Origin of the sequence: Paenibacillus sp. FSL H3-0286, assembly GCF_045040705.1 — a bacterium.
Classification (GTDB): domain Bacteria; phylum Bacillota; class Bacilli; order Paenibacillales; family Paenibacillaceae; genus Paenibacillus_AQ; species Paenibacillus_AQ odorifer.
This window is the reverse complement of sequence record NZ_CP150285.1, coordinates 5,618,696-5,644,915: the sequence shown is the minus strand read 5'-3', so window position 1 is coordinate 5,644,915 and position 26,220 is coordinate 5,618,696. Positions and strand designations below refer to the sequence as shown.

The 26,220-nt window shown below is 45.8% G+C and carries 22 protein-coding genes; 17 read left to right on the top strand and 5 right to left on the bottom strand.

The window, feature by feature from the left end; translation table 11 throughout:
* Positions 1-28: 28 nt before the first annotated feature.
* Both fabV and MHB37_RS25250 read right to left on the bottom strand, forming a co-directional pair.
* Positions 29-1,219 carry an enoyl-ACP reductase FabV gene (gene fabV, locus MHB37_RS25255; protein ID WP_405168653.1) on the bottom strand — a complete coding sequence of 397 codons (1,191 nt, stop codon included), beginning with the start codon at positions 1,217-1,219 and terminating at the stop codon, positions 29-31.
* A 520-nt stretch (positions 1,220-1,739) separates the two neighbouring features.
* Positions 1,740-2,675, bottom strand: coding sequence for an aldo/keto reductase (locus tag MHB37_RS25250; RefSeq protein ID WP_405168652.1), 936 nt, complete (start codon positions 2,673-2,675; stop codon positions 1,740-1,742).
* A gap of 183 nt (positions 2,676-2,858) precedes the next feature.
* Between MHB37_RS25250 and MHB37_RS25245 the strand changes: the two genes are divergently transcribed.
* The 11 genes from MHB37_RS25245 to yajC all read left to right on the top strand — a co-directional run bounded on the left by MHB37_RS25245 (position 2,859) and on the right by yajC (position 15,730).
* Positions 2,859-3,833: an ornithine cyclodeaminase family protein gene (locus MHB37_RS25245; protein WP_076185517.1), complete on the top strand. Its 975-nt coding sequence runs from the start codon at positions 2,859-2,861 to the stop codon at positions 3,831-3,833.
* 14 nt (positions 3,834-3,847) lie between these two features.
* Entirely contained in the window at positions 3,848-5,008 is a 1,161-nt protein-coding gene (locus MHB37_RS25240) for a dipeptidase (RefSeq protein WP_076278864.1), read from the top strand.
* A gap of 11 nt (positions 5,009-5,019) precedes the next feature.
* Entirely contained in the window at positions 5,020-7,146 is a 2,127-nt protein-coding gene (locus tag MHB37_RS25235; RefSeq protein WP_341143458.1) for a CocE/NonD family hydrolase, read from the top strand.
* A gap of 752 nt (positions 7,147-7,898) precedes the next feature.
* A complete protein-coding gene (locus tag MHB37_RS25230; protein ID WP_076130403.1) occupies positions 7,899-8,624 on the top strand; it encodes a BofC C-terminal domain-containing protein in 726 nt (241 codons plus the stop codon).
* Between the two features lie 245 nt (positions 8,625-8,869).
* Complete coding sequence (gene ruvC, locus MHB37_RS25225) at positions 8,870-9,373, top strand: crossover junction endodeoxyribonuclease RuvC (RefSeq protein ID WP_036677679.1); 504 nt, start codon at positions 8,870-8,872, stop codon at positions 9,371-9,373.
* On the top strand, positions 9,370-9,987 hold the full coding sequence (gene ruvA / locus MHB37_RS25220) for a Holliday junction branch migration protein RuvA (RefSeq protein WP_036677675.1): 618 nt from the start codon (positions 9,370-9,372) through the stop codon (positions 9,985-9,987). Before ruvC ends, ruvA begins: the two co-directional genes overlap by 4 nt.
* Positions 9,988-10,023: 36 nt before the next feature.
* Positions 10,024-11,031: a Holliday junction branch migration DNA helicase RuvB gene (gene ruvB / locus MHB37_RS25215; protein WP_036677672.1), complete on the top strand. Its 1,008-nt coding sequence runs from the start codon at positions 10,024-10,026 to the stop codon at positions 11,029-11,031.
* Between the two features lie 32 nt (positions 11,032-11,063).
* Entirely contained in the window at positions 11,064-13,163 is a 2,100-nt protein-coding gene (locus MHB37_RS25210) for a SpoIID/LytB domain-containing protein (protein ID WP_076130402.1), read from the top strand.
* Between the two features lie 9 nt (positions 13,164-13,172).
* Positions 13,173-14,201: a tRNA preQ1(34) S-adenosylmethionine ribosyltransferase-isomerase QueA gene (gene queA / locus MHB37_RS25205; protein WP_076130401.1), complete on the top strand. Its 1,029-nt coding sequence runs from the start codon at positions 13,173-13,175 to the stop codon at positions 14,199-14,201.
* A gap of 21 nt (positions 14,202-14,222) precedes the next feature.
* Positions 14,223-15,359, top strand: a complete 1,137-nt coding sequence (gene tgt, locus MHB37_RS25200) for a tRNA guanosine(34) transglycosylase Tgt (protein ID WP_036677666.1) — start codon at positions 14,223-14,225, stop codon at positions 15,357-15,359.
* A 50-nt stretch (positions 15,360-15,409) separates the two neighbouring features.
* Complete coding sequence (gene yajC, locus MHB37_RS25195; protein ID WP_036677664.1) at positions 15,410-15,730, top strand: preprotein translocase subunit YajC; 321 nt, start codon at positions 15,410-15,412, stop codon at positions 15,728-15,730.
* 95 nt (positions 15,731-15,825) lie between these two features.
* Here the strand turns inward: yajC and MHB37_RS25190 are convergent, their stop codons facing one another.
* Positions 15,826-16,665: a phosphatase PAP2 family protein gene (locus tag MHB37_RS25190; RefSeq protein ID WP_248549480.1), complete on the bottom strand. Its 840-nt coding sequence runs from the start codon at positions 16,663-16,665 to the stop codon at positions 15,826-15,828.
* Positions 16,666-16,759: 94 nt separating this feature from the next.
* The gene (locus tag MHB37_RS25185) at positions 16,760-17,152 is read right to left on the bottom strand and encodes a TIGR04086 family membrane protein (protein ID WP_036677660.1); all 393 of its coding nucleotides are present in this window, start codon (positions 17,150-17,152) and stop codon (positions 16,760-16,762) included.
* Between the two features lie 226 nt (positions 17,153-17,378).
* Here MHB37_RS25185 and MHB37_RS25180 point away from each other — a divergent pair, with 226 nt between their 5' ends.
* A complete protein-coding gene (locus tag MHB37_RS25180) occupies positions 17,379-18,143 on the top strand; it encodes a DUF421 domain-containing protein (RefSeq protein WP_076130399.1) in 765 nt (254 codons plus the stop codon).
* Positions 18,144-18,147: 4 nt separating this feature from the next.
* Here the strand turns inward: MHB37_RS25180 and spoVB are convergent, their stop codons facing one another.
* Positions 18,148-19,746 (bottom strand): stage V sporulation protein B, encoded by a 1,599-nt coding sequence (gene spoVB / locus MHB37_RS25175; protein ID WP_076130398.1) that lies wholly within the window; start codon positions 19,744-19,746, stop codon positions 18,148-18,150.
* A 196-nt stretch (positions 19,747-19,942) separates the two neighbouring features.
* Between spoVB and MHB37_RS25170 the strand changes: the two genes are divergently transcribed.
* From MHB37_RS25170 to recJ, 5 genes are all read left to right on the top strand, one after another.
* On the top strand, positions 19,943-20,194 hold the full coding sequence (locus MHB37_RS25170) for a post-transcriptional regulator (RefSeq protein ID WP_036677655.1): 252 nt from the start codon (positions 19,943-19,945) through the stop codon (positions 20,192-20,194).
* 221 nt (positions 20,195-20,415) lie between these two features.
* Positions 20,416-21,666, top strand: coding sequence for a protein translocase subunit SecD (gene secD / locus MHB37_RS25165; protein WP_036677653.1), 1,251 nt, complete (start codon positions 20,416-20,418; stop codon positions 21,664-21,666).
* Positions 21,656-22,558, top strand: a complete 903-nt coding sequence (gene secF, locus MHB37_RS25160; protein WP_052097271.1) for a protein translocase subunit SecF — start codon at positions 21,656-21,658, stop codon at positions 22,556-22,558. The genes secD and secF overlap by 11 nt, the downstream gene beginning before the upstream one ends.
* A gap of 143 nt (positions 22,559-22,701) precedes the next feature.
* A complete protein-coding gene (locus MHB37_RS25155) occupies positions 22,702-23,652 on the top strand; it encodes a cation diffusion facilitator family transporter (RefSeq protein ID WP_036677651.1) in 951 nt (316 codons plus the stop codon).
* A gap of 29 nt (positions 23,653-23,681) precedes the next feature.
* A complete protein-coding gene (gene recJ, locus MHB37_RS25150; RefSeq protein WP_405168651.1) occupies positions 23,682-26,084 on the top strand; it encodes a single-stranded-DNA-specific exonuclease RecJ in 2,403 nt (800 codons plus the stop codon).
* Positions 26,085-26,220: the final 136 nt, after the last annotated feature.

Here is a 26,220-nt window from a genome sequence, read left to right as displayed (position 1 = left end):
ATAACCTCATTTGTCTATAGATCAGTTATTAATACATATTTGGAATGTCGACATTAGGATCAATGTCAGCTTCGTAGTCTACACCCTCTGTTCTAAAACCAAACAGATTAAAGAAATCTTGGCGGTAGCCTTCAAGATCAGCAAGCTCACCTGCATTGTCGGTTGTCAGCTCGTCCCAACGTTTCATAACCTCAGTCTGAACATCCTCACGCATTTCCCAGTCATCAATTCGGATCAAGCAGCCTCCGTCAGCAGTAGCTTCGCCCCCACTGTAAAGATGCTCAGAGAATAAACGGTACATTTGTTCAATACAGTTCTCGTGCAGCCCTTTTTCCTTCATTACTTCATACAATGCAGAGATATAAAGAGGGACTACAGGAATCGCGGAGCTGGATTGGGTTACCAGAGCTTTGTTCACGGAAACAAAAGCACGTCCACCTTGAGTGGACAGGCGATCATTCAGTTGGATCGCTGTTTGTTCCAGATCATATTTGGCTTGACCAATCGTTCCGTCGCGATAGATAGGGTGAGTGATTTCAGGCCCGATGTAGGAGTAAGCAACGGTTGTAGCTCCCTCGGCAAGCACGCCAGCTGCTTGAAGCTGATCGATCCACATTCTCCAGTCTTCGCCGCCCATAACTGCGATGGTCTGACGTACTTCCTCTTCTGAAGCAGGCTCAATAGTGGTCATGGAAACTTCACCTGTATGGAAGTTCAAGGTTTTGTTCGAATAAGCGGTTCCCACCGGTTTAATGACGGAGGAGAAGGTTTCTCCTGTTACCGGATGAGTGCGGCGTGGTGAAGCGACACTATAGACAACTAAATCAACTGTGCCATATTCAGCTTTAATCAATTCAATGGTCTTCTCTTTGATAGCATCGGAGAAGGCATCGCCAACTATGCTGTGAGATTTAAGTCCAAGCTGCGCTGCTTGTTGTTCAAAAGCAGCAGAGTTGTACCAGCCAGCAGAAGCTGTACGTTGACCTTCAGCAGCTTTATCAAAGAAAACACCAATGGTGTTGGCGCCCGCACCAAAAGCGGCTGAAATTCTGGAAGCTAGTCCGTATCCGGTAGAAGCGCCAATGACTAGTACATTAGCAGGTCCCTCAATTTTCTTTTGTGCTTTTACATATTCAATTTGTTGTTGTATTTGTTTGGCGCATCCCTCTGGATGGGCTGTTGTACATATAAATCCGCGAGTTTTAGGTTGAATAATCATCAAGGAATTCCCCTTTTTATAAAAATTAAAGTCCAATGTTACTTCAGAGAAAGTATAGCAAACAATATTTACTAATACAAAGAATTTAGGATATTGGAGAAGAATGACTGCTCTCCACTACGATCGACTGCCATCCGCTGCCGCTTACGGACCCAGATGACGTTATATGCAAATTTATCGCCTTTTCAGCAGGGTTTCGGACCCCAGAGACGTTATTGCTTAGAAAAAGGTTCATATTAGGTGTATTTTGTGCCAATAGAGGCTATGAGGTCCGTTGGAATTCCAAATGTGCAATAATGCTGCGTTAAGGGTCAACTGTGTCCGATAGGGGCATTGTGCGGGGAGCTGTGATAGGTCGACCGAACGTACGAAGGAAATAAAACGAACGAATGACGAATCTTACGAATCGTGGCAATCGAACTATCTAACCCGAATCATCCGATGAACCCAAGCAGAAAAGGGGCTGCCCCAGCAGCCATTTCGTGGCCATGGGACAACCCCTTAATCTAATGAGGCTAGATTACGCCTTAAATATGGAATCTATAGTTTTGATCTCTTCTGGTGTCAGCCGCACCTTCAGCGTCTCTAAGTTGGAAACGATCTGCTCAGGACGTTTGGCGCCCGGAATAAGCGCATCGATGGAAGGTACGGTCAAATACCAGGCAAGTACGACATGTGCGACTTCGACACCTTTAGCATTGGCAATCTGACGAACCTTGTCCACCTTCTCCAGATTCTTGGCAAAGGTCTCCCCTTGAAATAGCGGGTCATTTTTTCTAATGTCGCTGAATGTATCGCCTTGCTTATATTTGCCGCCCAGCAGGCCCGACGCAAGTGGGAAATAGGGCACGAAAGAAATGCCATGCTCCTGCGTATAAGGCAGCAAATCTTGTTCCGCATCACGATGCAGCAGATTGTAGTGGGATTGAAGAACATCCACATGACCGTCTTTGTTGGCTTCTTTCAGCTGATCAATGGAGAAGTTAGACACCCCGATGGCTCTAATCTTCCCTTCATCTTTCAGCTTCTTAAGTTCACCTACAGCTTCGTCCTTAGGTGTGCTTTCATCAGGGAAATGAATATAGTAAAGATCAATATAATCGGTCTGGAGGCGTTTCAAGCTGTCTTCTACAGACTGTCTTAGAAAAGCTGGAGAGTTGTCGAGTGTAATCTTGTCACCGGTAATCACGTGAGCGCCTTTAGTAGCAATGACCACATTGTCGCGGCCGCCTCTTTCCTTCAGCACTTCGCCAATCAGTTCCTCGGATCTTCCTGGTCCATAAATAAAGGCGGAATCAATAAAATTAATCCCATGATCCAGAGCGCTGCGCACAATATTTCTGCCGGTTTCATCATTTAAACCCGGAAATAAATTATGCCCGCCAACAGCATTGGCACCCAGACCCAGCGGGAGAACCTGCAGATTGGTTTTTCCTAAAGTTATTTTATCAGCCATAATCAATAGTCAGCTCCTTAAAATATAATACGTACTATATTAAGTATAGAGAATAACTCGGGTCAGGACAAATTTTGCCTTCCAGCTTTATACATGAATATTTAAACCGGATAAGTTATGATAGTAAGAAAAATTTTATATTTGCGTTCGTGCAATCATGATGAGGAGAAGGAGGTCCGTCTTATGCTAGTCATTAATCAAAATGAAGTGGCCGAACTGTTAGCTATGGAATCTTGCATCTCCGTTATGGAATCTGTTTTGAAGGCTCTGTCCGCTGGACAAGCCGTACAAAGCTTAAGACAAGTGCTTCCTTTACAAAAGAGCAATCTGCTCGGCTTAATGCCGGGTTATTTGCAGCATGAAGAGGTAGCTGGTGCCAAAATCATCAGTGTATTTCCCAGCAATCATGGTTCAGGCCTGCCTTCTCATCAAGGTCTTGTTACCCTATTCGATTCATCTACGGGTGTTCTGAAAGCTATAGTGGATGGACAAAAGATTACAGCCATTCGTACGGCGGCAGTCAGTGCAGCAGCAACCCGATATCTGGCCAGAGAGGATGCCGAAATCCTTGCTCTTCTTGGAACTGGGGAACAAGCAAAAAGTCATCTGGAAGCGATGTTGCGGGTTCGACCCATCCGTGAGGTAAAAGTATGGAGCAGGACACTCGCAAAGGCACAGGATTTTCAAATGGAGATGAGCCAAAAATATGATGTGCAGATCATTGTTGCCGAGACAGTTCAAGCGGCAGTCAGCGCAGCGGATATCATTTGTACCGTGACAGCATCCACCGAACCTGTGCTCAAGGGAGAATGGCTGAAACCGGGTGTACATATCAATGCTGTCGGCGCATGCAGACCCAATGACCGTGAGCTGGATTCGGAGACCGTCCAATTAGCTAAGTTATATGTAGATCGGCTGGAATCCGCTCAGAATGAATCTGGTGATTATTTAATCCCGCTGAACGAAGGCAAAATTACAGCAGATCATATTGTCGGGGAGATTGGTGAGCTGATCAGTGGCACTATCGAGGGCAGAAGGTCCGCAGCTGACATTACTCTTTTTAAAGGATTAGGGCTGGCCATTGAGGATTTAGCAGCAGCTAATTTTATATATAATGAAGCTGTTAGATTACATAAAGGCACTGAAATTGCATTCTAAGGAGCGACTACACGATGAGCACTTATGAAGGTCTGTATGATTTCAAGTTGACGGAGCAAGAGGAGGAGCGGGCTAAACGCTTGCATGAACAGAACATTATTATCGATCTGCTGTTTCAAGGCCCCTTATCTCCAAGCGCGATTCCAGACTCTATCTCTGACAGAATCAAAGAATTATGTGAGCCTTATAAAGATGAGCCAATGGTATACAGCAGTATGCCTGCAAAAATCATCACAAAGCTATCTGCGAGCGGAGAGATCCCTGAGTATAAGGAAGAGTGGTACAAGTCCGGAATTACAGCAGGGAACCGCGAACTTCATTTGGAATCCTTAGACAGCATCATTACAAGCATGGCAGAGGTGCAACTGCAATTCGATTCTGCAGATTGGTTAATCAAAGCCTTAACTGCCGAAGACATACGTGCTGCCAAGCGTAATGGTTATAAAGCGGGCATTATCACAGCACAAGAAACGGATGGTCTGGGCACGAATCTCGATCAATTAGATGTACTTTATAACTTCGGATTAAGAATTATACAATTGACCTACAACAATCAGAACCAGATTGGGGCGGGCTGCGCAGAACAATCGAACGCCGGGGTCACTAATTTTGGGAAAAGATTCATTGCACGCTTGAACAAGCTGGGGATCATTGTAGATACGGGGCATTGCGGGAAACAGACTACGTTAGATGCCTGCGCTTATTCCACAACTCCGGTGATTGCTTCACATACGGGTGTAGAGGCGATCTATCCGCATATGCGCTGTAAAAGTGATGAGGAGATTATCGCGATAGCCAAGACGGGTGGAGTTATTGGTATTTTTGCTATGCCTTGGTTTGTTCATGAAGATCCTAAACATACAACTATTGACCATGTGCTGGATCATATCGAATATGTAATCCGGCTTGTAGGCGTGGATCATGTCGGAATTGGAACGGATTGGCCGATGAGCGATGTGCTCTGGTCATTGGTTTATTTTAAAGAACATATCGCACCCAAGCTTGGATTCGCCAAAGGAGACGGACCTTCTACAGAAACCGTTGCTGGACTTGAGAAATATAGTTATTTTATTAACTTTACTAGAGGTTTGGTTGCCCGCGGTTATGCGGATGCAGATATTGCTAAGATCATGGGCGGCAACTGGCTGCGCGTATTTGAAGAAATTTGCGGATAGGGGATAAACAGATGACAACCTACTTACACACATCTACATTTAACGTCTACTTTTCTGGTGTTTATACAGGCAAAATTCATTTTACAGAGCAACAGATCATGCTAGCTAAAGTCGATCCGCGTAGAAGAACGCAAATGCAGGACAATGTGCTGGATGGACAGTTCAAGACCGTACTCCCGCTTCAAAAAATCCATAAACATTTGGATGCTTATGCTAATGCAGAATGGGCAGAAGACGAGGTAGTGCTGAGTAATGGCGATATCTATCAAAAGCATATCCAGTATCAGGCGCAGATTGAAGGCCGCGAACTGACCTCACAAGTATGGGCGCTGCGCAAAGAGACGGCTCTGGACATTGTGACTTTGGACGGGGAAATTATCGCTTTTTTAACGCCGAATCGGTATGGTATTGAGCTTATGGTTAAAGCAGGTTATGAGAAGCTGACTCCGTTAGTGGTCTACGACGATCCTCTTCTATCCAAGGCAGAATATGGTGTGAACGATTTGGGTACTGATCTGATTCCGATGCGCGATGGGGTGAAGTTGGCGACAGATGTTTTTTTACCAGAGGGCATTAAGCCGGGAACTAAGCTGCCGACAATTCTCGTAAGAACATGTTATGACCGCAACGGAAAAAAAGAGATTTTTATGAGATGGGCCAATAAAGGTTATGCAGTAGTATCGCAGGATGTTAGAGGTCGGGCGGATTCTGAAGGCGAACTGATTCCTTTTTATAATGAACGGGAGGATGGCTATGATACGATTGATTGGATTATTGCTCAGGACTGGTCGGATGGCAACGTCGGCATGTGGGGCGCATCCTATCTAGGTTTTGTTGTTGTGGCGGCGGCCACCAGTGGGCACCCGAATCTGAAGGCGGTTGTGGATGAAGTGAACGTGGGCTCTCCATTTGTTGATACCGTTCGCAAAGGGGGAACCCTTTGTTCGTGGCCATTGCTCTCTTGGACTCTTGCTCAATCTGTGGGTACTCGGACGGATTTTGATATCTTTGGAGGCATTACGGTGAATCCGGAAGCAGCCGTTGATGCAAGACCGATTAAAGAGATCCCTCAGCAAATGATTGGCAAAACATCAGGTCCATGGGATCTGTGGAGCCAGCATCCGGAGTATGATGATTTCTGGAAAAACTGTACTTTTACCGAGCGCGGTGATCAGGTGCAGGTGCCTATGTATGTTATCTCAGGTTGGTATGACGGCGACAGCGCCGGCGTATCGGAAACATGGAGAATGCTAACAGAACATGATGTGCCAAATCGAAAAATCCGTCTGGGCGCTTGGGAGCACGGGCCGAACAGAGCTAGAGACTACGAAGGCGTGAGCTTCGGCAATGATGCCGTAGTCTATGATTACGATGTTTCTGTGCTGCGCTGGTTCGACCGCTTCCTCAAAGGCATTCCAAATGGAATAGATCAGGAGCCTAGAGCCTCTTATTATGTTGTTGGTGAAAATCAGTGGAGAACGTCCGCAGATTGGACACCTGCTGAAGCCACAACTTCTTCCTTCTACCTTTCCAGCGGCGGGCGAGCGAATTCAGGACATGGGGATGGGCAACTGCTTGCAGCGCCTGAGGAACATTCTCCTGAAGATACTTATATCTATAATCCTCATGATCCTATGAATGATAGCGGTGAACGAGAGCCTGAGAATTTGCGAAAATACGAGCTGCGCAATGATATCCTTGTCTACACTAGTGATATTCTGACGGATGAGCTGACTGTGGCCGGAGAATTGTCTGCGGTTATCTATGCTGCCAGCACTGGCAAAGATACGGATTGGGTTGTTACGCTTAGTGACGTGAATGAACAAGGGGACTCTATCCGGTTATCCAATTATATTGTCAGAGCTAAATACCGTCATGGATTGGAAGCGCCTGAGCTGCTGATTCCTGGGCAGGTGGAGAAATATGATATTTTCATGCCGAATATTGCTCATAAATTTGCTGTGGGGCACCGAATTCGGTTCTCGATTACTTCGTCCAGTAAATTCGTTGCTTTCCCTAATACAAATACAGGCAGTAATCCGTATGAAGATTCAGAAGCGATTACTGTGCTGCAGACTGTTTACCATAATCGTGAGTATCCGAGCCATGTGAAGCTGCCGGTGGTTCCTAAATCTTAAATGTGACTTTAATACGAAGAAAGGGCTGAACAAAGGTAAAGGGAATTAACACTTGAAGCTGAAGCTGCATTTGATGACAAATGATGCTTCAAGTGACGTACCGAGAGAGTACTGAGTGAACACCGAGTGAACACCGAGTGAACACCGAGTGAGGCCTAGGTGAAACAAAAAGTGAAGAATGAGCTTATGCTTCAATTGAAGCGAAAAGTAAAACTCTTATAGAGCGATTAGGGAATTTCTCCCTGAAATTCTTAGGATTCTGGTCGTCAGGCATATAATTGAGGAAAAACTCCCTAATTTTATGTCTGATTCCCCGGAAATAAGGAAAACAGCCTATTTATTAGGGAGGAATTCCCTGGTTTCGTTCATTTAGAGCAAATTTCTCCTACTTTCAGGGAGTTTTTCCCTAATTAGTTTTAGATCCACTCCGCACAACGCGCAAACGCAGAACACATACTCCCAGCACGCAAACGCCCAATCCAATGGCATAGCACACTAAGAACTAAATAGTCTATTGGCGAAGCAAAAGCTTTGGTGCAAGAAATGGTCGATCGTCATGAAATAGGTATCACCTTAGACCGGTATGTGAAACCTCTCCCCAGAATCCCCCTTCCAGACTTATACCATAAATCTTGAACTATACTGCAAGGTCAACCTTGTATTTTTGGAGAAATGTCGATTATTCACAGAAAAGCGCATAAATGCTCCCTTCTTAGGTCACAATAGGGAAAAACCAGAATGAAGGGATTAACGTGAACGCGTTTCGCTTAAAAAAACAACTTTGGCGGCGATGGAGACGTTGGAAAAAGGCGCTTTGGGTAGGAGCTGCTTGTATAGCTTTTACTGTACTGGCTTGGCGCAGTATGCAGGTACCTGAGGAAATCAGTGGACTGCTGACGAATTCTAGCTGGGCGGATAGTGCCGATAGTGAGCTGGCCGCAGCTGTCTTTAAAGTAGGCGAGGACAGTGATGAGGCAAAAGAGAAGGGCACTTTAAATAATGAACAACTGCTGCAAACCATCACCCAAAGTGGGCTCAGCAGAACCGTTCATTTAAAAACAACCTATGTGTCCGGAGAAGAGATTCAGACGTTGCCGGGCGTAAAGAACCCGCTGCAGCTGAAGACTATAATCAATGAACACCCTGAATGGAGCGGTTGGATTAGTTCAGAAGGGGATTTGTGGCTGGAACAAAAAGTGAATGATTTATCGACAATGATAAAAAATGAAGCTTACATTGGTGTAGATGCGTTTGGGAATTTGACCTTGTTTAAAGGTCCGCCAGTTCAGGAGAAGGTACTGAAGACTTTTTTTCAAATGGATATGGGTTCCCTGAAATCCTCATTGCCGGAAAATATTTGGAAAGAGCTTCATGAGGGGATTCGTGTTCAGGATATTGAAGAGTACAACAGTGTGCTGTCTACCTTCAGTGATTATGCCCGCGAAGCTGCTGAGCATGTCATGCAGAACAAGCAATAGCTTTGATAAAGCTGTCCTAAAGTCATTATTAATGGCTGAGGGCAGCTTTTTTGTGTGAAATGAAACGGGGAAGAGTCTTAGCTGTAGGCCTAAAGTTGCCATTTCGCTGCAAACAGTAAACTTTTTTTCTCCCGCAAGGGCGATTTTTGCTATAATGGTTAGAAGGAATACATATGTTCGCTTCATGGCGGAGGAATGGATGAAAACGGCGGAATAATCTGCCTGTTATAGAGGAGAGATCGTGTTTGCGTATTTTGGGAATTGATCCGGGGCTGGCGATCGTCGGCTTTGGCTTTGTGGATAAGGAAGGACATAAACTGACCCCCGTCCAATATGGTTGTATTCAGACTGAGGCTCATACGCCTGAAGAAGAACGACTGCTGCATGTCTATGAAGGCATGGGTCAGCTCATTGATAAATATAAACCCGATGCTGTGGCGATAGAAAAGCTGTTTTTCGCTCGCAACGTTACTACAGCATTGCCAGTGGCGCAGGCCCGCGGTGTGACTATATTAGCTGCAGTACAGCGGGGTCTCCCCGTCTCGGAATATACACCTATGATGGTAAAGCAGGCTGTTGTGGGTTATGGTAAGGCTGAGAAACGGCAGGTCCAGGAAATGGTGAAGCTGCTGCTGAAGCTATCGGCGATTCCGAAACCCGATGATGTGGCGGATGCGCTGGCGGTAGCGGTATGCCATGCCCATTCGAGCAGTCTTAATTCTAAATTAAATGAGGTATTGCGAAAATGATAGATTTCTTAAGAGGACCCGTCGTTCATTTGGAGTCGGAATATGTGGTGCTGGATGTGCAGGGAGTAGGATACCGGGTATTCTGCCCGAATCCTTATGCTTTTGCTAAAGTAGAAGGACCTGTAACGATCTATATTCATTACCAAACACGTGAGGACGCTACGCTATTATTTGGGTTCCCGACTCGTGAGGAACAAAAATTGTTCCGCAAGCTGATAGAGGTATCTGGCATCGGTCCTAGGGTTGCGCTTGGAATCCTGACAGGTGGAACACCGGATCAGTTGATTTCAGCGATTTATCAAGAGAATATAACGTTCTTAACGAAATTACCGGGCATTGGCAAAAAGACGGCACAGCGTATGATCCTTGATTTGAAGGACAAGCTGGACGGACTCAGTATGGCTTCAATGCAAACGGGATTGTTTGCAGTGCCAACGGAAGAAGCAACGGATGGATTGGCCTGGCAAGAGGCGCGGGATGCGCTTAAGGGGCTGGGTTATACCGAAAGCGAATTGGACCGCGTGTGGCTCGCGTTGAAGAAAGAGGGAGCAGAGACAGGCACTGTAGATGTGCTGATGAAGAAAGCACTAGGGCTGCTATATATAGCTAAGTAAAGCCGTACACATCCTAAAGAAAGGGAGCGATAGGAAATGGATGACCGGATTATATCCGCGAATTTGATGATGGATGAGCAGGCGGTAGAACTAAGCTTGCGTCCTCGTTATCTGGGAGAATATATCGGCCAGACTCAGGTGAAAGAAAACCTGAAGGTATATATAGAAGCGGCCAAAATGAGAAGCGAAGCGCTGGATCATGTACTGCTGTACGGACCTCCGGGTCTGGGCAAAACAACGCTCGCTAATATTATCGCCAATGAGCTGGGTGTGAACCTGCGAACAACTTCCGGCCCTGCGATAGAGCGTCCAGGCGATCTTGCCGCTCTGCTGACGAATCTGCAGGAAGGCGACGTGCTTTTCATCGATGAGATTCACCGTTTACACCGCACGGTTGAGGAGGTTATGTATCCTGCGATGGAGGATTTCGCGCTGGATATCATGATCGGCAAAGGGCCAAGTGCCCGTTCGGTACGATTGGATTTGCCGCCGTTCACACTGATAGGTGCCACAACCCGGGCAGGACTACTGTCTGCACCACTGCGTGATCGTTTCGGAGTGGTCAGTCGCCTGGAATTCTATAACATAGATGAGCTGAGTTACATTGTTTCTCGAAATGCGGATCTTCTAGGCATTGAGATTGTTGGCGATGCAGCAGAAGAGATCGCGCTTCGTTCGCGGGGCACGCCGCGGATTGCTAACCGCTTATTGAAGCGGGTCCGTGATTTTGCTCAAGTGCGCGGAGATGGAATTATAACTCCTGAAATTTCTGGGGAAGCATTGAAGATGCTTCAGGTGGACCCGCGTGGGCTGGACAGTATTGACCACAAGATGTTAAGTGCTATGATTTCAAGCTTTCGCGGCGGTCCTGTAGGACTGGATACGATTGCAGCTACGATTGGTGAGGAAAGTCAGACGATTGAGGACGTATATGAGCCGTACCTGCTGCAGATAGGTTTCTTGCAGCGGAGTCCGCGTGGAAGAATTGTAACCCCGGCCGCTTATCATCATTTAGGGCTTCCGCTCCCTCCGGAGCAGCACTAGTTCGTCACTACAATTATAAAGGAGGATGCTGGATGAAGCATACGAAGAGGAAATGGAGAGGGGTCGCCCCGCTAAGCAAAGGATTGCTTGCGGCTGCGCTTGCTGTAGGAAGTTTCCTGATCCCTGCGGGTGCCAGTCATGCCGATTCTAATAGCACGATACGAGTTGCTCTTTATGCTGATATTGGAAGTAAATATAAATCCACTGTGCCAGCAGTAACACTGCTATCAACGCAAAGCTTTACTTTGCTGTCGGATCAAGCAGGAAGTGCTCCTTTGGTGTCTGTCCCAGCACAGAAGCAAATTCGTGTAAGTCTGGACGGATATAGAGTTAAGGTGATGGAGGTTTCAAGCTGGCAGACAGCAGCGGATGCAGCTAAAAAGCTCCAATCCACCTCCGATAAACCGCAGATTTTTGCAATCTCCAGAAATGGAGCGACTGTGTATCAGTTGTACACGGGCGTCTATGCTAGTGAAGCAGCTGCCAAGGATGGGCTTACCCGTGTAGTCAAAGCAGGGTTGAGCATTCCTGCTGACCAAACCCCAGCAGTGAAAGGTAATAAACATTTATCAGCTGGCCGCTATTCTTCGGAGCAGGAAGCAGATGTGGCGCTTAATAGCCTCACTGCAGCTGGTTTGGATGCTTGGAAGGTGTTTCTGGCAGGAAACGATGGCAGTGCACAAGTAGAGGTATGGGTAGGCGAAGCTGCCAACGATAGTGATTTAACAGCTGTTCAGGCCGCTGTGTCTACGGCGGCACCACAATTTACGGTTTCGGTGGCGACCTCGCCCGGATTAATACTGCGTAAGGATGCCGGACTGGATTTTAGCAGTGAAACTCAAGCCGATCATTATCTGGTTTCTGGAAGCAATGCTAAATTTCTTGCTGCAGGCAGCGAGGCTGGGATTCAGTTAGTGGAAAGATCCAAGCGTACATATCGCGGGAATTTGGAACTGAGCAATTTGAGCGGATCGCTGGCTGTAATTAATGTAGTGCCGCTGGAGCAATATTTGTATGCCGTAGTTGGAGGAGAGGTTTCCTCCAGCTGGCCAGAAGAAGCGCTAAAAGCTCAGGCTGTCGCCGCCCGCAGCTATGCGCTGTCCCAAGGCAACCGTTTTGATGTAGCGAATGTAGTAGATACCACTCTTAGTCAGGTATATAACGGAATCGGGTCTGAAGCTCCCTCCATTATCAAAGCTGTAGATACTACTGCTGGTGAAGTGCTGATGAGTGGTGGTAAAGTTGTTGAGGCTGTATTTTCTTCCAATAGTGGAGGTATGACAGCTGACCCTTCAGAGGTTTGGGCGAATGGTGGCGATGTATTTGCTAGTGTTCCAAGCGTTGAAGATGTTTCGGCTGCTGCTGCTAAGAAGTGGTATTATGTTCTGCTTGCGAATGGTACCTCTGGTTATGCACGTGAAGATAATATTAAATTGACGGGCAGCAAAACCGCTGCCGGACTCGATATAGTTACCGCTACAACCAAAGATGTGAATATACGTCCTCTGCCAGTTATTGAGAGCAGTGTTAGTGCAGTCGGAAAGCTGAATCCGGGTGAGAACGCTGTGGCTCTGGATAAAGTATATGAGTCTGGCAGCTATAGCTGGATCAAAGGGCCGTATACCTCTGCTGAACTTCTAAAAAGCCTGCAGGGTAAAACAACAAGCACGCTCCCTTCCAGCATCTCTAACCTGCAGGTCACCCAGCGCGGTCCTTCTGGAAGAGCGATTCAGGTGAAAGCTAATGGTCAGGCTCTGAATGTGAAATATCCTGATATGTTCCGCTCCGCGTTTAATGGATTACCTAGTACATTGTTTGATATTGTGGCACCCGGAAGTTATACTGTATTAGGCGCTGACGGCGCTACCGCCACAATTAGCAGCTCGCAGAGTGCTGGCGTGCTTTCCGCATCGGGGAAGGTTAATGTGAATGGCAGTGGAACTGTAGTGATGGGCGGAGATTCTGCGGCCAGAGTGATCACTAACAGCTCGGGCTTTCTGTTCATTGGACAAGGCAACGGCCATGGTCTAGGCATGTCGCAGTGGGGCGTGAAAGGCATGGCGGACAGCGGGTATGATTACAAGCAAATATTGCAACACTATTATAAGAACGTTACTATAGTTAAGGAATGAAGACAGACCATGAATGTAGATGCTTATGATTTTCATTTGCCGGAAGAATTGATTGCCCAGACACCTCTCGCTGATCGCAGTGCTTCTAGACTGCTTCTAGTGAATAAGGAGGATGGAGAGCTGGCTCACCGGCATTTTACCGATATTATTGATTATTTTAATCCCGGAGACACGCTTGTTCTAAATGATACGAGAGTCATTCCAGCGAGATTGTTTGGAGTGAAAGAAGATACTGGTGCTAAGGCGGAAGTGCTTCTCCTGAAGAATCTTGGGGATGATCGCTGGGAAGCACTTGTAAAGCCAGGGAAAAAGCTCAAGACAGGCGCGGTGATCATCTTTAGTGATGAGCTTCGTGCCGTTATCGAGGATGAAGCTGATATGGGTGGCCGTACGCTTCGTTTCATATATCAGGGTATTTTTCAGGAGATTCTGGACAGGCTGGGAACGATGCCGTTGCCACCTTATATTAAGGAAACACTGGATGATCGTGAACGATATCAGACTGTGTATGCTCGGCATGAGGGATCGGCCGCTGCGCCTACCGCAGGGCTTCATTTTACCCAAGAATTGCTGAAACAGATTGAGGCTAAGGGTGTAAATATCGCTTATATCACCCTTCATGTAGGTCTCGGTACTTTTCGTCCGATGTCTGTAGAGAAGGTTGAAGAGCATGTTATGCATTCTGAGTATTTCGTAATGTCTCAAGAAACGGCAGATACCATAAATGCTACTAAGGCACGAGGCGGCCGTATTATTGCAGTTGGTACAACGTCTTGTCGGACACTTGAAACGGTCGGAAGACAATGTGAAGGTGGTCCGCTTGTGGAATGCAGCGGCTGGACGGATATTTTTATCTATCCAGGGTATAAGTTCAGTGTAGTAAATGCGCTAATTACCAATTTCCACCTGCCAAAGTCTACTTTGGTTATGTTGGTTAGCGCTTTGGCAGGTCGGGAACATATTCTAGCTGCTTATGAAGAAGCGATAGAGCAGAAGTACCGATTCTTTAGCTTTGGAGATGCAATGTTTATTTATTAAGGTAAGAGGATGGGTTAACTTATGGCAGCAATTACTTATGAGCACATCAAAACGTGCAAACAATCCGGAGCCAGACTTGGAAGAGTCCACACTCCACATGGTGTGATTGAGACACCAGCATTTATGCCAGTCGGCACACAAGCTACAGTCAAGACTATGAGTCCTGAAGAGCTGAAAGAGATGGATGCCCATATTATTTTGAGCAATACTTACCATCTGTTTCTAAGACCAGGCCATGATATTGTTCGTGAAGCTGGTGGACTGCACAAGTTCATGAACTGGGATCGCCCGATTCTGACAGACAGCGGCGGGTTTCAAGTATTCTCGTTAAGCGACATGCGCAAGATTACGGAAGAAGGAGTTCATTTCCGTTCCCATTTAAATGGGGATAAGAAATTCCTGTCTCCGGAAGTAGCGATGGAGGTTCAGAACTCTCTGGGTTCAGATATAATGATGGCATTTGATGAATGTCCTCCATTCCCGGCCGAATATGATTATGTGAAAAAATCACTGGAGCGCACCACGCGCTGGGCAGAACGTTGCCTGAAAAGTCATGCTCGTCCTAACGATCAGGGTCTTTTTGCTATCGTGCAAGGGGGCATGTATGAAGATCTGCGCCGTCAGAGCGCGGCTGATTTGACTTCCATGGATTTCCCGGGGTATGCTATTGGGGGGCTCAGCGTCGGAGAGTCCAAGCAGCTAATGTATGAAGTGCTGGATTATACAGTTCCCCTGCTGCCACAAGGCAAACCTCGCTATTTGATGGGCGTGGGTTCACCGGATGCGCTGCTGGAAGGATCAATCCGAGGAGTAGACATGTTCGATTGTGTCTTGCCTACTCGTATTGCCCGTAATGGAACAACGATGACCAGTCAGGGAAGACTCGTTGTACGCAACGCTAAGTATGCCCGTGATTTTGGGCCGCTTGATCCGGAGTGTAATTGCTATACATGCCGGAATTATTCCCGCGCTTATTTGCGCCATCTAATCAAAGCCGATGAAACCTTCGGACTTCGATTGACGACATACCACAATTTGCACTTCTTGTTGGATTTAATGCGTAAAGTGCGTGAAGCCATCAAAGAAGATCGGCTGCTTGATTTTCGCGATGAGTTTTTTGCCAAATACGGATTATATGATAATCTTAAAGGCTTTTAGGGTTTGATTTAAGAGTCATGCTTTAATGTACTTTGAAAGGGGGGAGAAATATGATTCAATCGTTTCAATATGCAACTGGCGCAGGTGGTGGAGGTAGTATACTAGGCCTGGTAGGTCCCTTTGTCCTTATGTTTGTAGTATTCTACTTCTTGCTGATTCGTCCGCAACAAAAGAAGACCAAAACTCGTAACGCAATGTTGAAAGCTCTGAAAAAGGGCGATAAAATCGTTACTATTGGAGGACTTCACGGTACGATCATGGAGATTTCCGATGATATCGTGGTTCTGCGGGTCAACGATGTAACTAAGCTGACTTTTGATCGCGGTTCCATCAGCCACGCTGTGGCGACGGATGTCGAAGAGAAAGTATAGAATTGTTATTTAAGTACATAAAAAGCGGTGTCTTCTCATTGGAGAGGACACCGCTTTTTTGATCTTTAAGGTTATTAAGATTTAGCAGTTTAACTTTAACGTACATTTGTTACGCGGCTCGGAACGGTAAGCGACTCTTCACGTCCCCGCAAAGTTAATTTGGCGAGTTGAACGCCAACTGTAGAGGCTAGTACAGCTAGCAAGGTTCCACCAATCATATCTGTAAGCCAATGAATGCCCAGATAGAAAATTCCAAAGACGATTACAACTGCGGAAATACTAGTGATGGCCATCCAGCGGCGGTTCCCTGAACGGAAGGCCAGAAGTGCCATTGTAACAGATATGGACGTATGTAGACTCGGGAAGCAGTTATTGAGACCGGATAGCGGTCTATATTCCTGTTCGAATTTCGGAAATACATCCAGCATAGTAAATTTGACGCCCGCTGGCAGATAGGACCAAACCTCGTTTACCGGGAAGTAAAGATAGAATGGAATCGCCAAGGCATAGTTGATAATAATAGCATAGCAGGTGGCATATAACATCACCCGGTTTTTATCTAACAGATAGACCCCTAATGATGCTGCTAGAACAGACTGAAGCATGAAAATGTAGAAAAAGACGATGATCGGTGTTAACCATGGACTGTAGAATATATCCTGAACGGCTTGGACAAAATGACCCTCTAGACCAAATATAAACGGCGTATAATCAGAGGTAAGATGCATTTTTTGTTCAATTTGCAGTTCATATTTATTTATGGCTAATACGCCAAACATTCCTGCAATCAGCAACAAAAACTTATAGGATCGCAGCATCTCTTTCCCAATTTCAACCAATGCCATGAGTGGATTACGTTTAGCGCCAATCCATACTAATATCACTACTAATGCAACTGTGTACAAAACAATATGGTTCATTGATTGGTAAAACAAAGCAATCGAAGCCTCCTTGATCTCTTAATGAAGTCAGATGATCACAGTTTAACATATTTTCAAGGAATGTTTCGAATTTAATGGAATTATAATTTTAGCTTTTTTGTAAATTAACGCCAAACATTCCGCCGAGAGCGCCAATTGCAGCAGCTGCCAGAACCCATAGCAGATCCACACCAGAGGGTGCGCTGTCCAGTGCCAAAAAACCGATCAACAGAACGATAATTCCATAAAATGCGCCTGTAAGACTTCCTTGATACCAGCCTTTGCTCGTGGCTCTGCGACCGGCGGTTAGTCCTCCGAATGCTGCAGCTATGCCGTGTACAATGTATGTGTACATTGAGAGATCCTGCTCCTTCAGACTGCTGCCCCATAACAAAAGTGAGAGGACAAACGCACCCATCAGCATCCAAAGGAATGATCGACATAGGCCAGATAACACAGGATTGGCTATTCTCCACGAGAACATGCGCCGGATTAAATACATGGTACAACCTCCTAAAGTTTTTTTGAGGAAAAAGAATCAACATAGTTATTATTCATTGTATGGGATGGCTTGCCCCAATAGTACAAGAAAGGGCATTGCAGCCTTTTTACCATTAATTAATATGCCGGCTTCCGAATGTTCCCTGCACAGAGCGGTCAGAATAGGGTTACATTAATCCACCCGGGAAAACAAGTCTGCGGGTGAGAATGGAGGGGAGCGAAGCTATATGTTCCAGCATATCTCTACCCATATTTTCTTGACCGTGCTGATGTATTTCTTCATATTCCTGTGTATGCGCATCATGGGGAAGAGGGAAATAGGTAAGCTGTCTGTATTTGATCTAACGATCTCCATCATGATTGCTGAGATTGCTGTTTTTGTGCTTGAGGATATTAATCGGCCGATCTATGAAGGAGTCGTTCCGATGGCAACATTGGTGTTGATACAGGTAATTGTGGCTCAGCTCAGTCTTAAGAGCAGAAAGCTCAGACTTTTAATGGACGGCAAACCGAGCATACTCATTTCTGGCGGCAAGCTGCACCGGGGCGAAATGCGTAGGCAGAGATATAATATTGATGATCTGCTGCAGCAGTTGCGTGGACAGAACATCGCCAGTCCTGCTGACGTGGAATTTGCAATCCTGGAGCCTAGTGGACAGCTAACGGTATTCGAGAAAGAGAAGGGGAGTTCATCCTCTAACCCATCAGGCAATAGCAGTGCAGCTGCTGAGCATAAAAAGAGTGACGATAATAAAGGAAATAAGAACCGTAAGATAGAGCTGCCGAAGAATAAGATCAGATATGAAGGACTTCCAATCCCTCTGATTATGGATGGCAAGGTGCAGGATCAGAATTTAGAGATGATTGGAAAAACCAGATTTTGGTTAAGAACTCAAATTCGTCAAAAAGGAGTATCTGATTTCAAAAATGTATTTCTATGCTCCATAGATCATAAGGGCAGAATTTATGTCGACCGTTTGGACAACAGATAGCTTTTTAGAGCCTGCGTTTGATAAACGGCAGACGGTCCAAATCACGAATTGAGATAAGGCCAGCTAACAGACTGATTCCGAAATACAGGACCATTCCTATCGCAGAGGCAAATATAAATTGAATCCATTGTACATCTGCAATGGGAATGGAAGTGTATACATAATGCACGCCCGCTCCCATAATGACCATTGCACATAAGGTTTTTATGGTTTCGGTTACTCTTAAAGATAATGAAATAAGACTGACCACACTGTATCCGTGAAGCAGCGTAACCAGAATGCTGTTCACAATAATGGCTATGATGGCGCCGTAAATTCCATATTCAGGTTGCGATGCCAGTATTACGATCAGAATGATTTTGACTACTGCTCCAATTAAGGTATTGATGAGTGCCCTGCCCGGTCGATCCATAGCTTGCAGCGCAGCTTGTAAAGGAGCTTGAACATAAATGAACAAGGCGAATGGAGCCATGAGCTTCAGCATAGGAGCTGTATCCGCGTTACCATATAACAAATTGCATAGCGGAACCGCCAGGATATACATAAGAACAGCAAAAGGAGCCCCTGTTACCAGCGCAAGCCGCAACGCTTGATGCATACGCTTGTGAATGGTGGGCAAGTCCTTTCTTGCCGCAGCTTCTGATATGGAAGGAACCAGAGACACAGCAAGTGAAGAGGTTAATGCCCCGGGCAGCAGCAATAAAGGAACAACCATCCCTTGTAAAGACCCGTACTGAGCTGTAGCGGCAGCAGCGGCTATACCTGCCAAGGCGAGACTGCGCACAGTAATAATAGATTCCAGCAGATAAGAAAAAGAGCCTACAAGCCGACTTGCTGTAACGGGAATGGATATGCCTAGTAACCGCCGTAATATGGGGGAGTTGGCTTTCACACCTTGTGTATCAGATGGGATAACCTCCGGCTCGAGAGCGGGTTGCTCTGGAGTCGGATTTGTCTGCTTTTTATCTTTTTTAGTAATGACATAATATTGCCACAGAATCGCTAACATTCCGCCAATTTCTCCTACCGTCACACCTAACATCGCTCCAGCCGCCGCCATAGCAATACCCTTAGGAAGCAACAACCAGGAGAACCAGAGCATAAAGAATATTCGAACTAAAGATTCGAAGATGGAGGAGAGCGCCGATGGTATCATGTTCTGCTTGCCTTGGAAATAACCGCGGTAAATTGCAGATACGGCGACAATCCCAATCATTGGGATCATGGCAATAAACGTATAATAAACTCGATGGTCTGTTAAGATAACATTGGAGACCCATGAGGCACTTACCAAAGCAACCAATGTAAAGAAGATTGCAAGTCCAATACTAAGAGCAAGTCCAGTACGTAAAATCAGCCGTGATTTTTCAGGCCGATTCTCTCCTTCTGCTTCCGCCACCATCTTGGCTATCGCCAGTGGAATCCCGCCTGTAATGACAGTAACCAGCACAAGAAAAAAAGGATACGCGAGCTGATACAGACCCACACCTTCTGCTCCGATAATACGGGGTAAAGCAATCCGGGGAATAAATCCAAGCATCCGATTAATGATGCCGGCGGCTAGCAAGATTAAAGTTCCTTGTATAAAGCTCTGTTTCTTCAAAGGTCACGCCTTCTTCCCAAAATGAAATAAAACGCTGGCGAACTTGTCTATTCTTATGGATATGCTGTACCCCTATCTCGGCATGCCTTGTTTTAGTGGCATTAACTTTTTGTGACGGAAGAAGGAAAGCGAAGAACAAGAGTCGAATATCTATGGTGAGCATACGAACATGAGCGATCTTTGGAGGTGTCAACACGTGGAATCGGAACAGTGGAATCATGATCAACATAGTGAAGAAATCGAAGCCATGTGCCGCAGCAAAGCTGAAGAATTCCGGCTCCTCGGCTATGAGTATGTAACCAGCAAGGATATTTGGGATTGCATCAGCCGTAATTATGATAAGGAAGGCTTGCCTCCCCTACATAAGCTGGTAAACGACATTTATTCCTTGAAAGCCAATAGTTACATGAATTATTTGACTATTGCGGCCTATCGGGGGTTGAACTGAACAATAAACCACATATTTCTTTTTGCGAACTGCCTGATAAAGCAGTAAAGTAAGAGAATAATAACTCCACATCTCCTATTAAAACGGATGTCTTGCTGATTTAGGCAGGGGCGGCCGTTTCTTTGTGTGAGTATAGCTCTATCAATGCTGTGAATTGACGGTCATTTCGCGTGTAGCTATAATAGGAATATTGAGTTAATGAAAGGGGAACTAGCTAGAGCATGAAGAGACTAATGGGCTTTTTTATTACCGTGCTCGTTTTGACAGGCGTTATGGCATTTACTACTCCTGGACTGCTGGACAAGGTTAGACTTGGTCTTGACCTGAAAGGCGGATTTGAGATTTTGTATCATGCTGAGCCTATGGAAGCGGGAGCAGCATTGTCCCGAGCTTCTCTGCTGAAGACAGCGGAAAGCTTAGAAAAACGGGCGAATGCGCTCGGAACAAGTGAACCAGAGGTAACTACTGAAGGTACGGACCGTATCCGTTTGAAAATTGCGGGCGTAACGGATGAAGCCGAGGTTCGTAAAAAAATGAAGGAACCTGCAGTTCTGACTTTCCGTAGTGCTGCTGAAGGTGACGCTGAGGGAACTTACAGCAAAATCGAACTGGTAGGTAGTGATTTTGTTGAAGGTGCTGCAGAAGTTGGACGGGATAACCTGAATCAGCCAATCATCAGCATCAAGATTAAGGACAAGGACAAATTTGCAGAGATTACTAAACGTCTCTTGGGAAAGAATCTCGCAATTTACTTGGATGAGAACAAACTATCTGACCCTACGGTACAAGCAGTACTTACCGATGGCAGTGCTTCTATTTCTGGTAACTATACAATTAAGGAAGCGCGCGAACTTGCAGACACGATTAACCTAGGTGCATTGCCACTGAAGCTGACGGAGAAATATTCCCAAAGTGTGGGTGCTACCCTGGGTAAGCAATCGCTTGATCAAACGATTCGAGCAGGTCTGCTGGCTTCTGTGATTATCCTTATTTTCATGATCGGAATGTATCGTTTGCCAGGTCTTTTGGCTAGTTTTGCCTTGCTCTTGCATACATGGGCGCTAATTGCGGTCTTCGTCTTCGCGGACTTCACCTTGACGCTGCCTGGTATAGCCGCATTTATTCTGGGTATAGGTATGGCGGTCGATGCTAATATCATTACCAACGAACGGATAAGGGAAGAAATGCGCAGTGGAAAAAGTATACTGTCCTCCGTTAAGGCAGGGAATAAATCCTCTTTCCGGACAGTAATGGACTCCAATGTGACTACTATTATTGTGGCAGCAGTTATGTTTGCCTTCGGTACAGGTGCGGTCAAAGGCTTTGCATTGGTGCTGATTGTAGAAATCGTGCTGAGTATCGCCACGAATCTTTATTTCTCCCACTGGTTGCTTAGCCAGCTTGTCAAAGCGGGTAAGCTGAACAAACCGAAGAGCTTCGGTGTTAAGGAGAGTGAAATCCGTGCGCTTTAAGAAAGAGCTTGATTTCGTACATTTGAGTAAATATTTCTATATTTTCTCTATCGCATTGACAGTAGCAGGATTGATTTTCCTGGCGACATTTGGCCTGAATTACAGCGTTGACTTTAAAGCTGGATCTAATGTGGACATCTCCCTATCCAAGAATTTGAACTTGGATCAGGTTAAGACTGCAACTAGTGCAATCGATGTCGATCATGAACCGACGATTTCGTTTGGTGATCAGCGTGTGAATATTCGTTATGACGAAGTTCTTGATGAGGCTCAAGATGAAGCCCTAAAAGCTGAAATCCTTAAGCTGGATGACAAAGCATCATTTGAAATTAACACCGTGGACACTGAAATGGCTAAAGAATTGGCACGTAATGCTATTTATGCAGTTCTGATTTCTTGTCTGGGGATTATTATTTATGTAAGTATTCGTTTTGAATGGCGTTTCGCCGTGGCATCGATTGTGGCCTTGCTCCATGATGCCTTTATCGTAGTCGCGCTCTTCTCTATCTTCCGCTTGGAAGTGGATTTGACGTTCATTGTAGCGGTGCTTACGATCATCGGTTATTCCATCAATGATACGATCGTTATCTTTGACCGTATCCGTGAGAATTTACGTTTTGGTAAACAGAAAACTTATGAAGACTTGAAACACCTTGTGAACAAAAGTGTGGCTCAAACGCTCATGCGTTCTCTCTATACTGCATTTACCGTATTTATTGCGGCGTTCTTCCTGTTATTGTTCGGAGGCGAGTCGATTAAGATGTTCTCGCTTGCGATGGTAATCGGTTTGCTCTTCGGAGCTTACTCTTCCATCTTTATTGCAAGTCCACTCTGGTTAGTGCTTAAAAAGCGTGAGAAGGTTAAAGTGAAGAGCAGCCCGAATAAAGGTTAGAAGAAATTAGCATCGAAGTTCTACTTTTCTTATACGTTTAAGAAAGCCGCGTCAAATGCGACGCGGCTTTCGAAATCTTTAGGGTCATGTCATGTGTATTGAATCATCATGAGATTACTTGCTATTGGTAAGGAGGGCCTCGTATGAATAAAGAACGATCACCGCAAAGCGAGACGGTTGCTTGGACAGGGATCATTAGCGATGTTACTTTGGCAGTAGCTAAGGGGAGTTTTGGCTATATTTCAGGGAGCAAGGCATTAATGGGGGATGCTTTGTATTCCGGAGCAGATGCAGCAGCTAAACTGGCGGATATTCTTCCGTGGCGCTCTGAGCAAGGGAGAAAGAGTAAGCAACGGATCGAAGAACGGCGGGGCACTAAGGAGCCGCTGCTGGCTATACTTTTTTCGGTATTTATTCTTATGGGGGGACTGCAGATCGCATTCTCTGCAATCCGCGACTTAACAGATGGAAAATCATCTACACACGGACAGCTGGCGTTTGTAACCGTCTTAGTATCTATTGTGTTTAAAGAAGCTGTTTTTCAATATCAATATCGCTACTTTAAAAAAATAGGTGATGGCAGTCATGCTGCATATGTTAATAGTCATCGTTTCAGCTTATATACATCTATCACAGTATTAGTCGGAATTTCGTTATCCATGGGTGGTACCTATTGGCATCCTCTATCTTATATGGATCCTATTGCCGCGCTCTTAACCGGAGTTTTAATTCTTCGTAAAGGCTATTCACTCATTGCTAGCTCTATTAACACTAAAAACGCGCAGGAGCTTCCTTCGGAGGAAGCCGCTAATTTTATTGAAACAGTGCAACGTGTTCATGGCGTCATTCGCGTAGAACATTTGAAGGCACTTGAGCAAGGGAATTATGTGAATCTTCAAGTGAAAATCAGTGTGAATCCGCGGATTACGGTGATGGAAGCACAGGATATTTCGGAATGCGCTAGGAAGCTGCTGCAGCACCGGTTTGTTCATGTCGGTGAGGTGCATATGGACGTTGTTCCTTATGATCCCGGCTATCCGTACAAAAGCAATTATGAATTGCCGGATAATGATATTCCTACGTTGCTTCAGTAGTTTGCAAGGTGAGAGAAAGGTGAGTTCTATTGCTTTATTCAAAAACAAGATGGCAATCTCCGGCAGCCAATCCCGACACAGTTAGGGATATGGCCCGGAGCCTTTCTATTTCTCCACTCTTATCCTCACTATTAGTAAATAGAGGAATGAACACGCCTCATGAAGCTCTAAGCTTTATGGATGGCAGTGAGGAAGAACAGCATGATCCGTTCCTACTCAAAGGAATGGCTGAAGCGGTTCCTAGAATTAGAAAGGCTTTAAAAGATGAAGAACATATTCTTATTTATGGCGATTATGATGCCGACGGGGTGTCCAGCACAGCACTTATGATTCATCTGCTGCGCTATTTAGGCGCTTCCTTTGATATTTATATCCCACACCGCTCTAATGAGGGTTATGGGCTGCATAATCATGCCCTGGATTGGGCTTTACAGCAAGGTGTCTCCTTAATCATTACAGTAGATACTGGCATTAGCGCTTATCATCAGGTTGCTTACGCTAATGAACTGGGGATCGATGTGATCGTTACGGATCACCATGAACCTCCTGAGCTTTTGCCAGAGGCCTATACGCTTATTAATCCCAAGCTGCCAGACTGCCCTTATCCGTTCAAAGGATTAGCAGGTGTAGGTGTGGCTTATAAGCTTGCTCAGGCTATTCTAGGGGAAGAGACTCCCACAGAATGGGCAGAGATTGCAGCGATAGGAACGGTTGCGGATTTAATGCCGCTGCTTGGCGAGAACCGTGAGATTGTTAGAAATGGCTTGGAAAGTATGCGGCATTCAAGTTTCCCGGGGATTCGTGCCTTACTCGCTGTCAGTGGTGTGAATATGAGCACTGTGAGTGCGGTCAATATCGCTTTTGGCATGGCGCCGCGCATCAATGCCAGTGGTCGCCTGGACCATGCTGGACGGGCTGTATCCCTCCTCACTACCGAGCATGCGGCTGAGGGTGAGCAGCTAGCTGGAGAGCTTGACCTGCTTAACAAAGAACGCCAATTGGTGGTAGAAAGAATTGTTGTTGAGGCCACTGCCAAGCTGGAGCAGATGACACAGGGTGGCGAAATCCCAGACATCATTGTTCTTGCTGATCATGGCTGGAATGTAGGTGTAGTAGGTATAGTGGCTTCCAAACTGCTGGAGCGTTATTATCGGCCTGTGATCATTCTGGATATACATCCAGAGACCGGAATGTGCAAAGGTTCTGCTCGCTCCATACCTGGACTTGATATCTACGCTGCACTTTCTTCTTGTTCTGATTTAATGGATCATTTTGGAGGTCATCCAGCCGCTGCGGGAATGAGCCTGCATCGGGATGGATTAGAAGCCTTTGCTGCAGCATTAAATGAATATGCGTCCGGGGTGTTAACGCCAGAGCATTTCGTTCCTGTTGCTTCCGCTGATGCAGAGGTGTCAATCTCAGATTTATCACTGCAGACCGCGTTAGAATTGGAAAGGCTTGCACCTTTCGGAATGTCTAATCCGTTGCCGAAGTTTATTATTCGTGGGGCTACCGTGAAAGAGACACGTACAATGGGTCAAGATGGAAAACACCTGAAGATTGTATTGCAGCAGGGGAAAAACAGCATTGAAGCCTTGGCTTTTGGCAAAGGCGCTTTATCCAGGCTGCTACCGGCGGGTACTACGATCAACGTGTTAGCTGAGCTGTCGATCAATGAATGGAATGGCTCACGCAAATCACAGCTGATGCTGCAGGATTTATCTGTGCAGGATGCTCAGATATTCGATCTTCGTGGTGCTGCTGACGCCGTACGGCAAGCCGCACATATTAGAGAACTACTTCTTCCTTATAGCGGTGCGGGTCCGTATCGAGCTGCTGCAGTGTTTCAGAACGGACGTAGTAAGTCTGCAAGTGAATTGATAGGAATGTCTTTATGGGTATATGATAAAGAAGCTGGCATTAGCGCTGCTGTTAAGGATGAGCCCCTTCAGGAAGCAGGGCATGTCTCTCTGTTATGCTTACTGGATATGCCGGAGACTCCTGAACAACTGGATGCGCTACTCCAAACCTTCCCTAATGCTGATAATATTGCGTTATTGCATTCTATCAAGGATGGCCGAGAACGACTTATTACTCCGACACGGGATCATTTCAAAATACTATATAAACTGTTGGCTTCGATCACCTCAGTTGCAACGCCTGAGAACGAAGTTTTGCTGCGGTTAAGCCGCCAGTCCTCGTTAAGTATCCGCATGCTTAACAACATGCTTGATGTGTTTGAGGAGCTTGATTTTATTAAAAGAAGTCAGGGAAGTGTGGCGTTTATTACTCAGCCAGTAGCTAAAAGTCTGACAGCATCGAGTCATTTTGTCCGACTGGGACAGATGGCGGAGATGGAGCAATACTTCATGGAGGGCAGCCTGTCAGAGTTACAGGACTGGATGTTATCGCGTCGTTTAGGCGTATCATAATCCATGCAAATATGAGATGCTGAGCGTACCCAACGGTGTATAAAAATGCAACGCTCATATAACAAAGCGAATGCTTACGAAGCAAGTTTTGCCGATCTGAAATCACTGTAGCTTATGCTTACAAAACTTATAGGAG

Coding starts and splice junctions, on each gene's coding strand:
- fabV (WP_405168653.1), bottom strand. CDS start 1,219: ATGATTATTCAACCTAAAACTCGCGGATTTATATGTACAACAGCCCAT.
- MHB37_RS25250 (WP_405168652.1), bottom strand. CDS start 2,675: ATGGCTGATAAAATAACTTTAGGAAAAACCAATCTGCAGGTTCTCCCG.
- MHB37_RS25245 (WP_076185517.1), top strand. CDS start 2,859: ATGCTAGTCATTAATCAAAATGAAGTGGCCGAACTGTTAGCTATGGAA.
- MHB37_RS25240 (WP_076278864.1), top strand. CDS start 3,848: ATGAGCACTTATGAAGGTCTGTATGATTTCAAGTTGACGGAGCAAGAG.
- MHB37_RS25235 (WP_341143458.1), top strand. CDS start 5,020: ATGACAACCTACTTACACACATCTACATTTAACGTCTACTTTTCTGGT.
- ruvA (WP_036677675.1), top strand. CDS start 9,370: ATGATAGATTTCTTAAGAGGACCCGTCGTTCATTTGGAGTCGGAATAT.
- ruvB (WP_036677672.1), top strand. CDS start 10,024: ATGGATGACCGGATTATATCCGCGAATTTGATGATGGATGAGCAGGCG.
- MHB37_RS25210 (WP_076130402.1), top strand. CDS start 11,064: ATGAAGCATACGAAGAGGAAATGGAGAGGGGTCGCCCCGCTAAGCAAA.
- queA (WP_076130401.1), top strand. CDS start 13,173: ATGAATGTAGATGCTTATGATTTTCATTTGCCGGAAGAATTGATTGCC.
- tgt (WP_036677666.1), top strand. CDS start 14,223: ATGGCAGCAATTACTTATGAGCACATCAAAACGTGCAAACAATCCGGA.
- yajC (WP_036677664.1), top strand. CDS start 15,410: ATGATTCAATCGTTTCAATATGCAACTGGCGCAGGTGGTGGAGGTAGT.
- MHB37_RS25185 (WP_036677660.1), bottom strand. CDS start 17,152: ATGTATTTAATCCGGCGCATGTTCTCGTGGAGAATAGCCAATCCTGTG.
- MHB37_RS25180 (WP_076130399.1), top strand. CDS start 17,379: ATGTTCCAGCATATCTCTACCCATATTTTCTTGACCGTGCTGATGTAT.
- secD (WP_036677653.1), top strand. CDS start 20,416: ATGAAGAGACTAATGGGCTTTTTTATTACCGTGCTCGTTTTGACAGGC.
- MHB37_RS25155 (WP_036677651.1), top strand. CDS start 22,702: ATGAATAAAGAACGATCACCGCAAAGCGAGACGGTTGCTTGGACAGGG.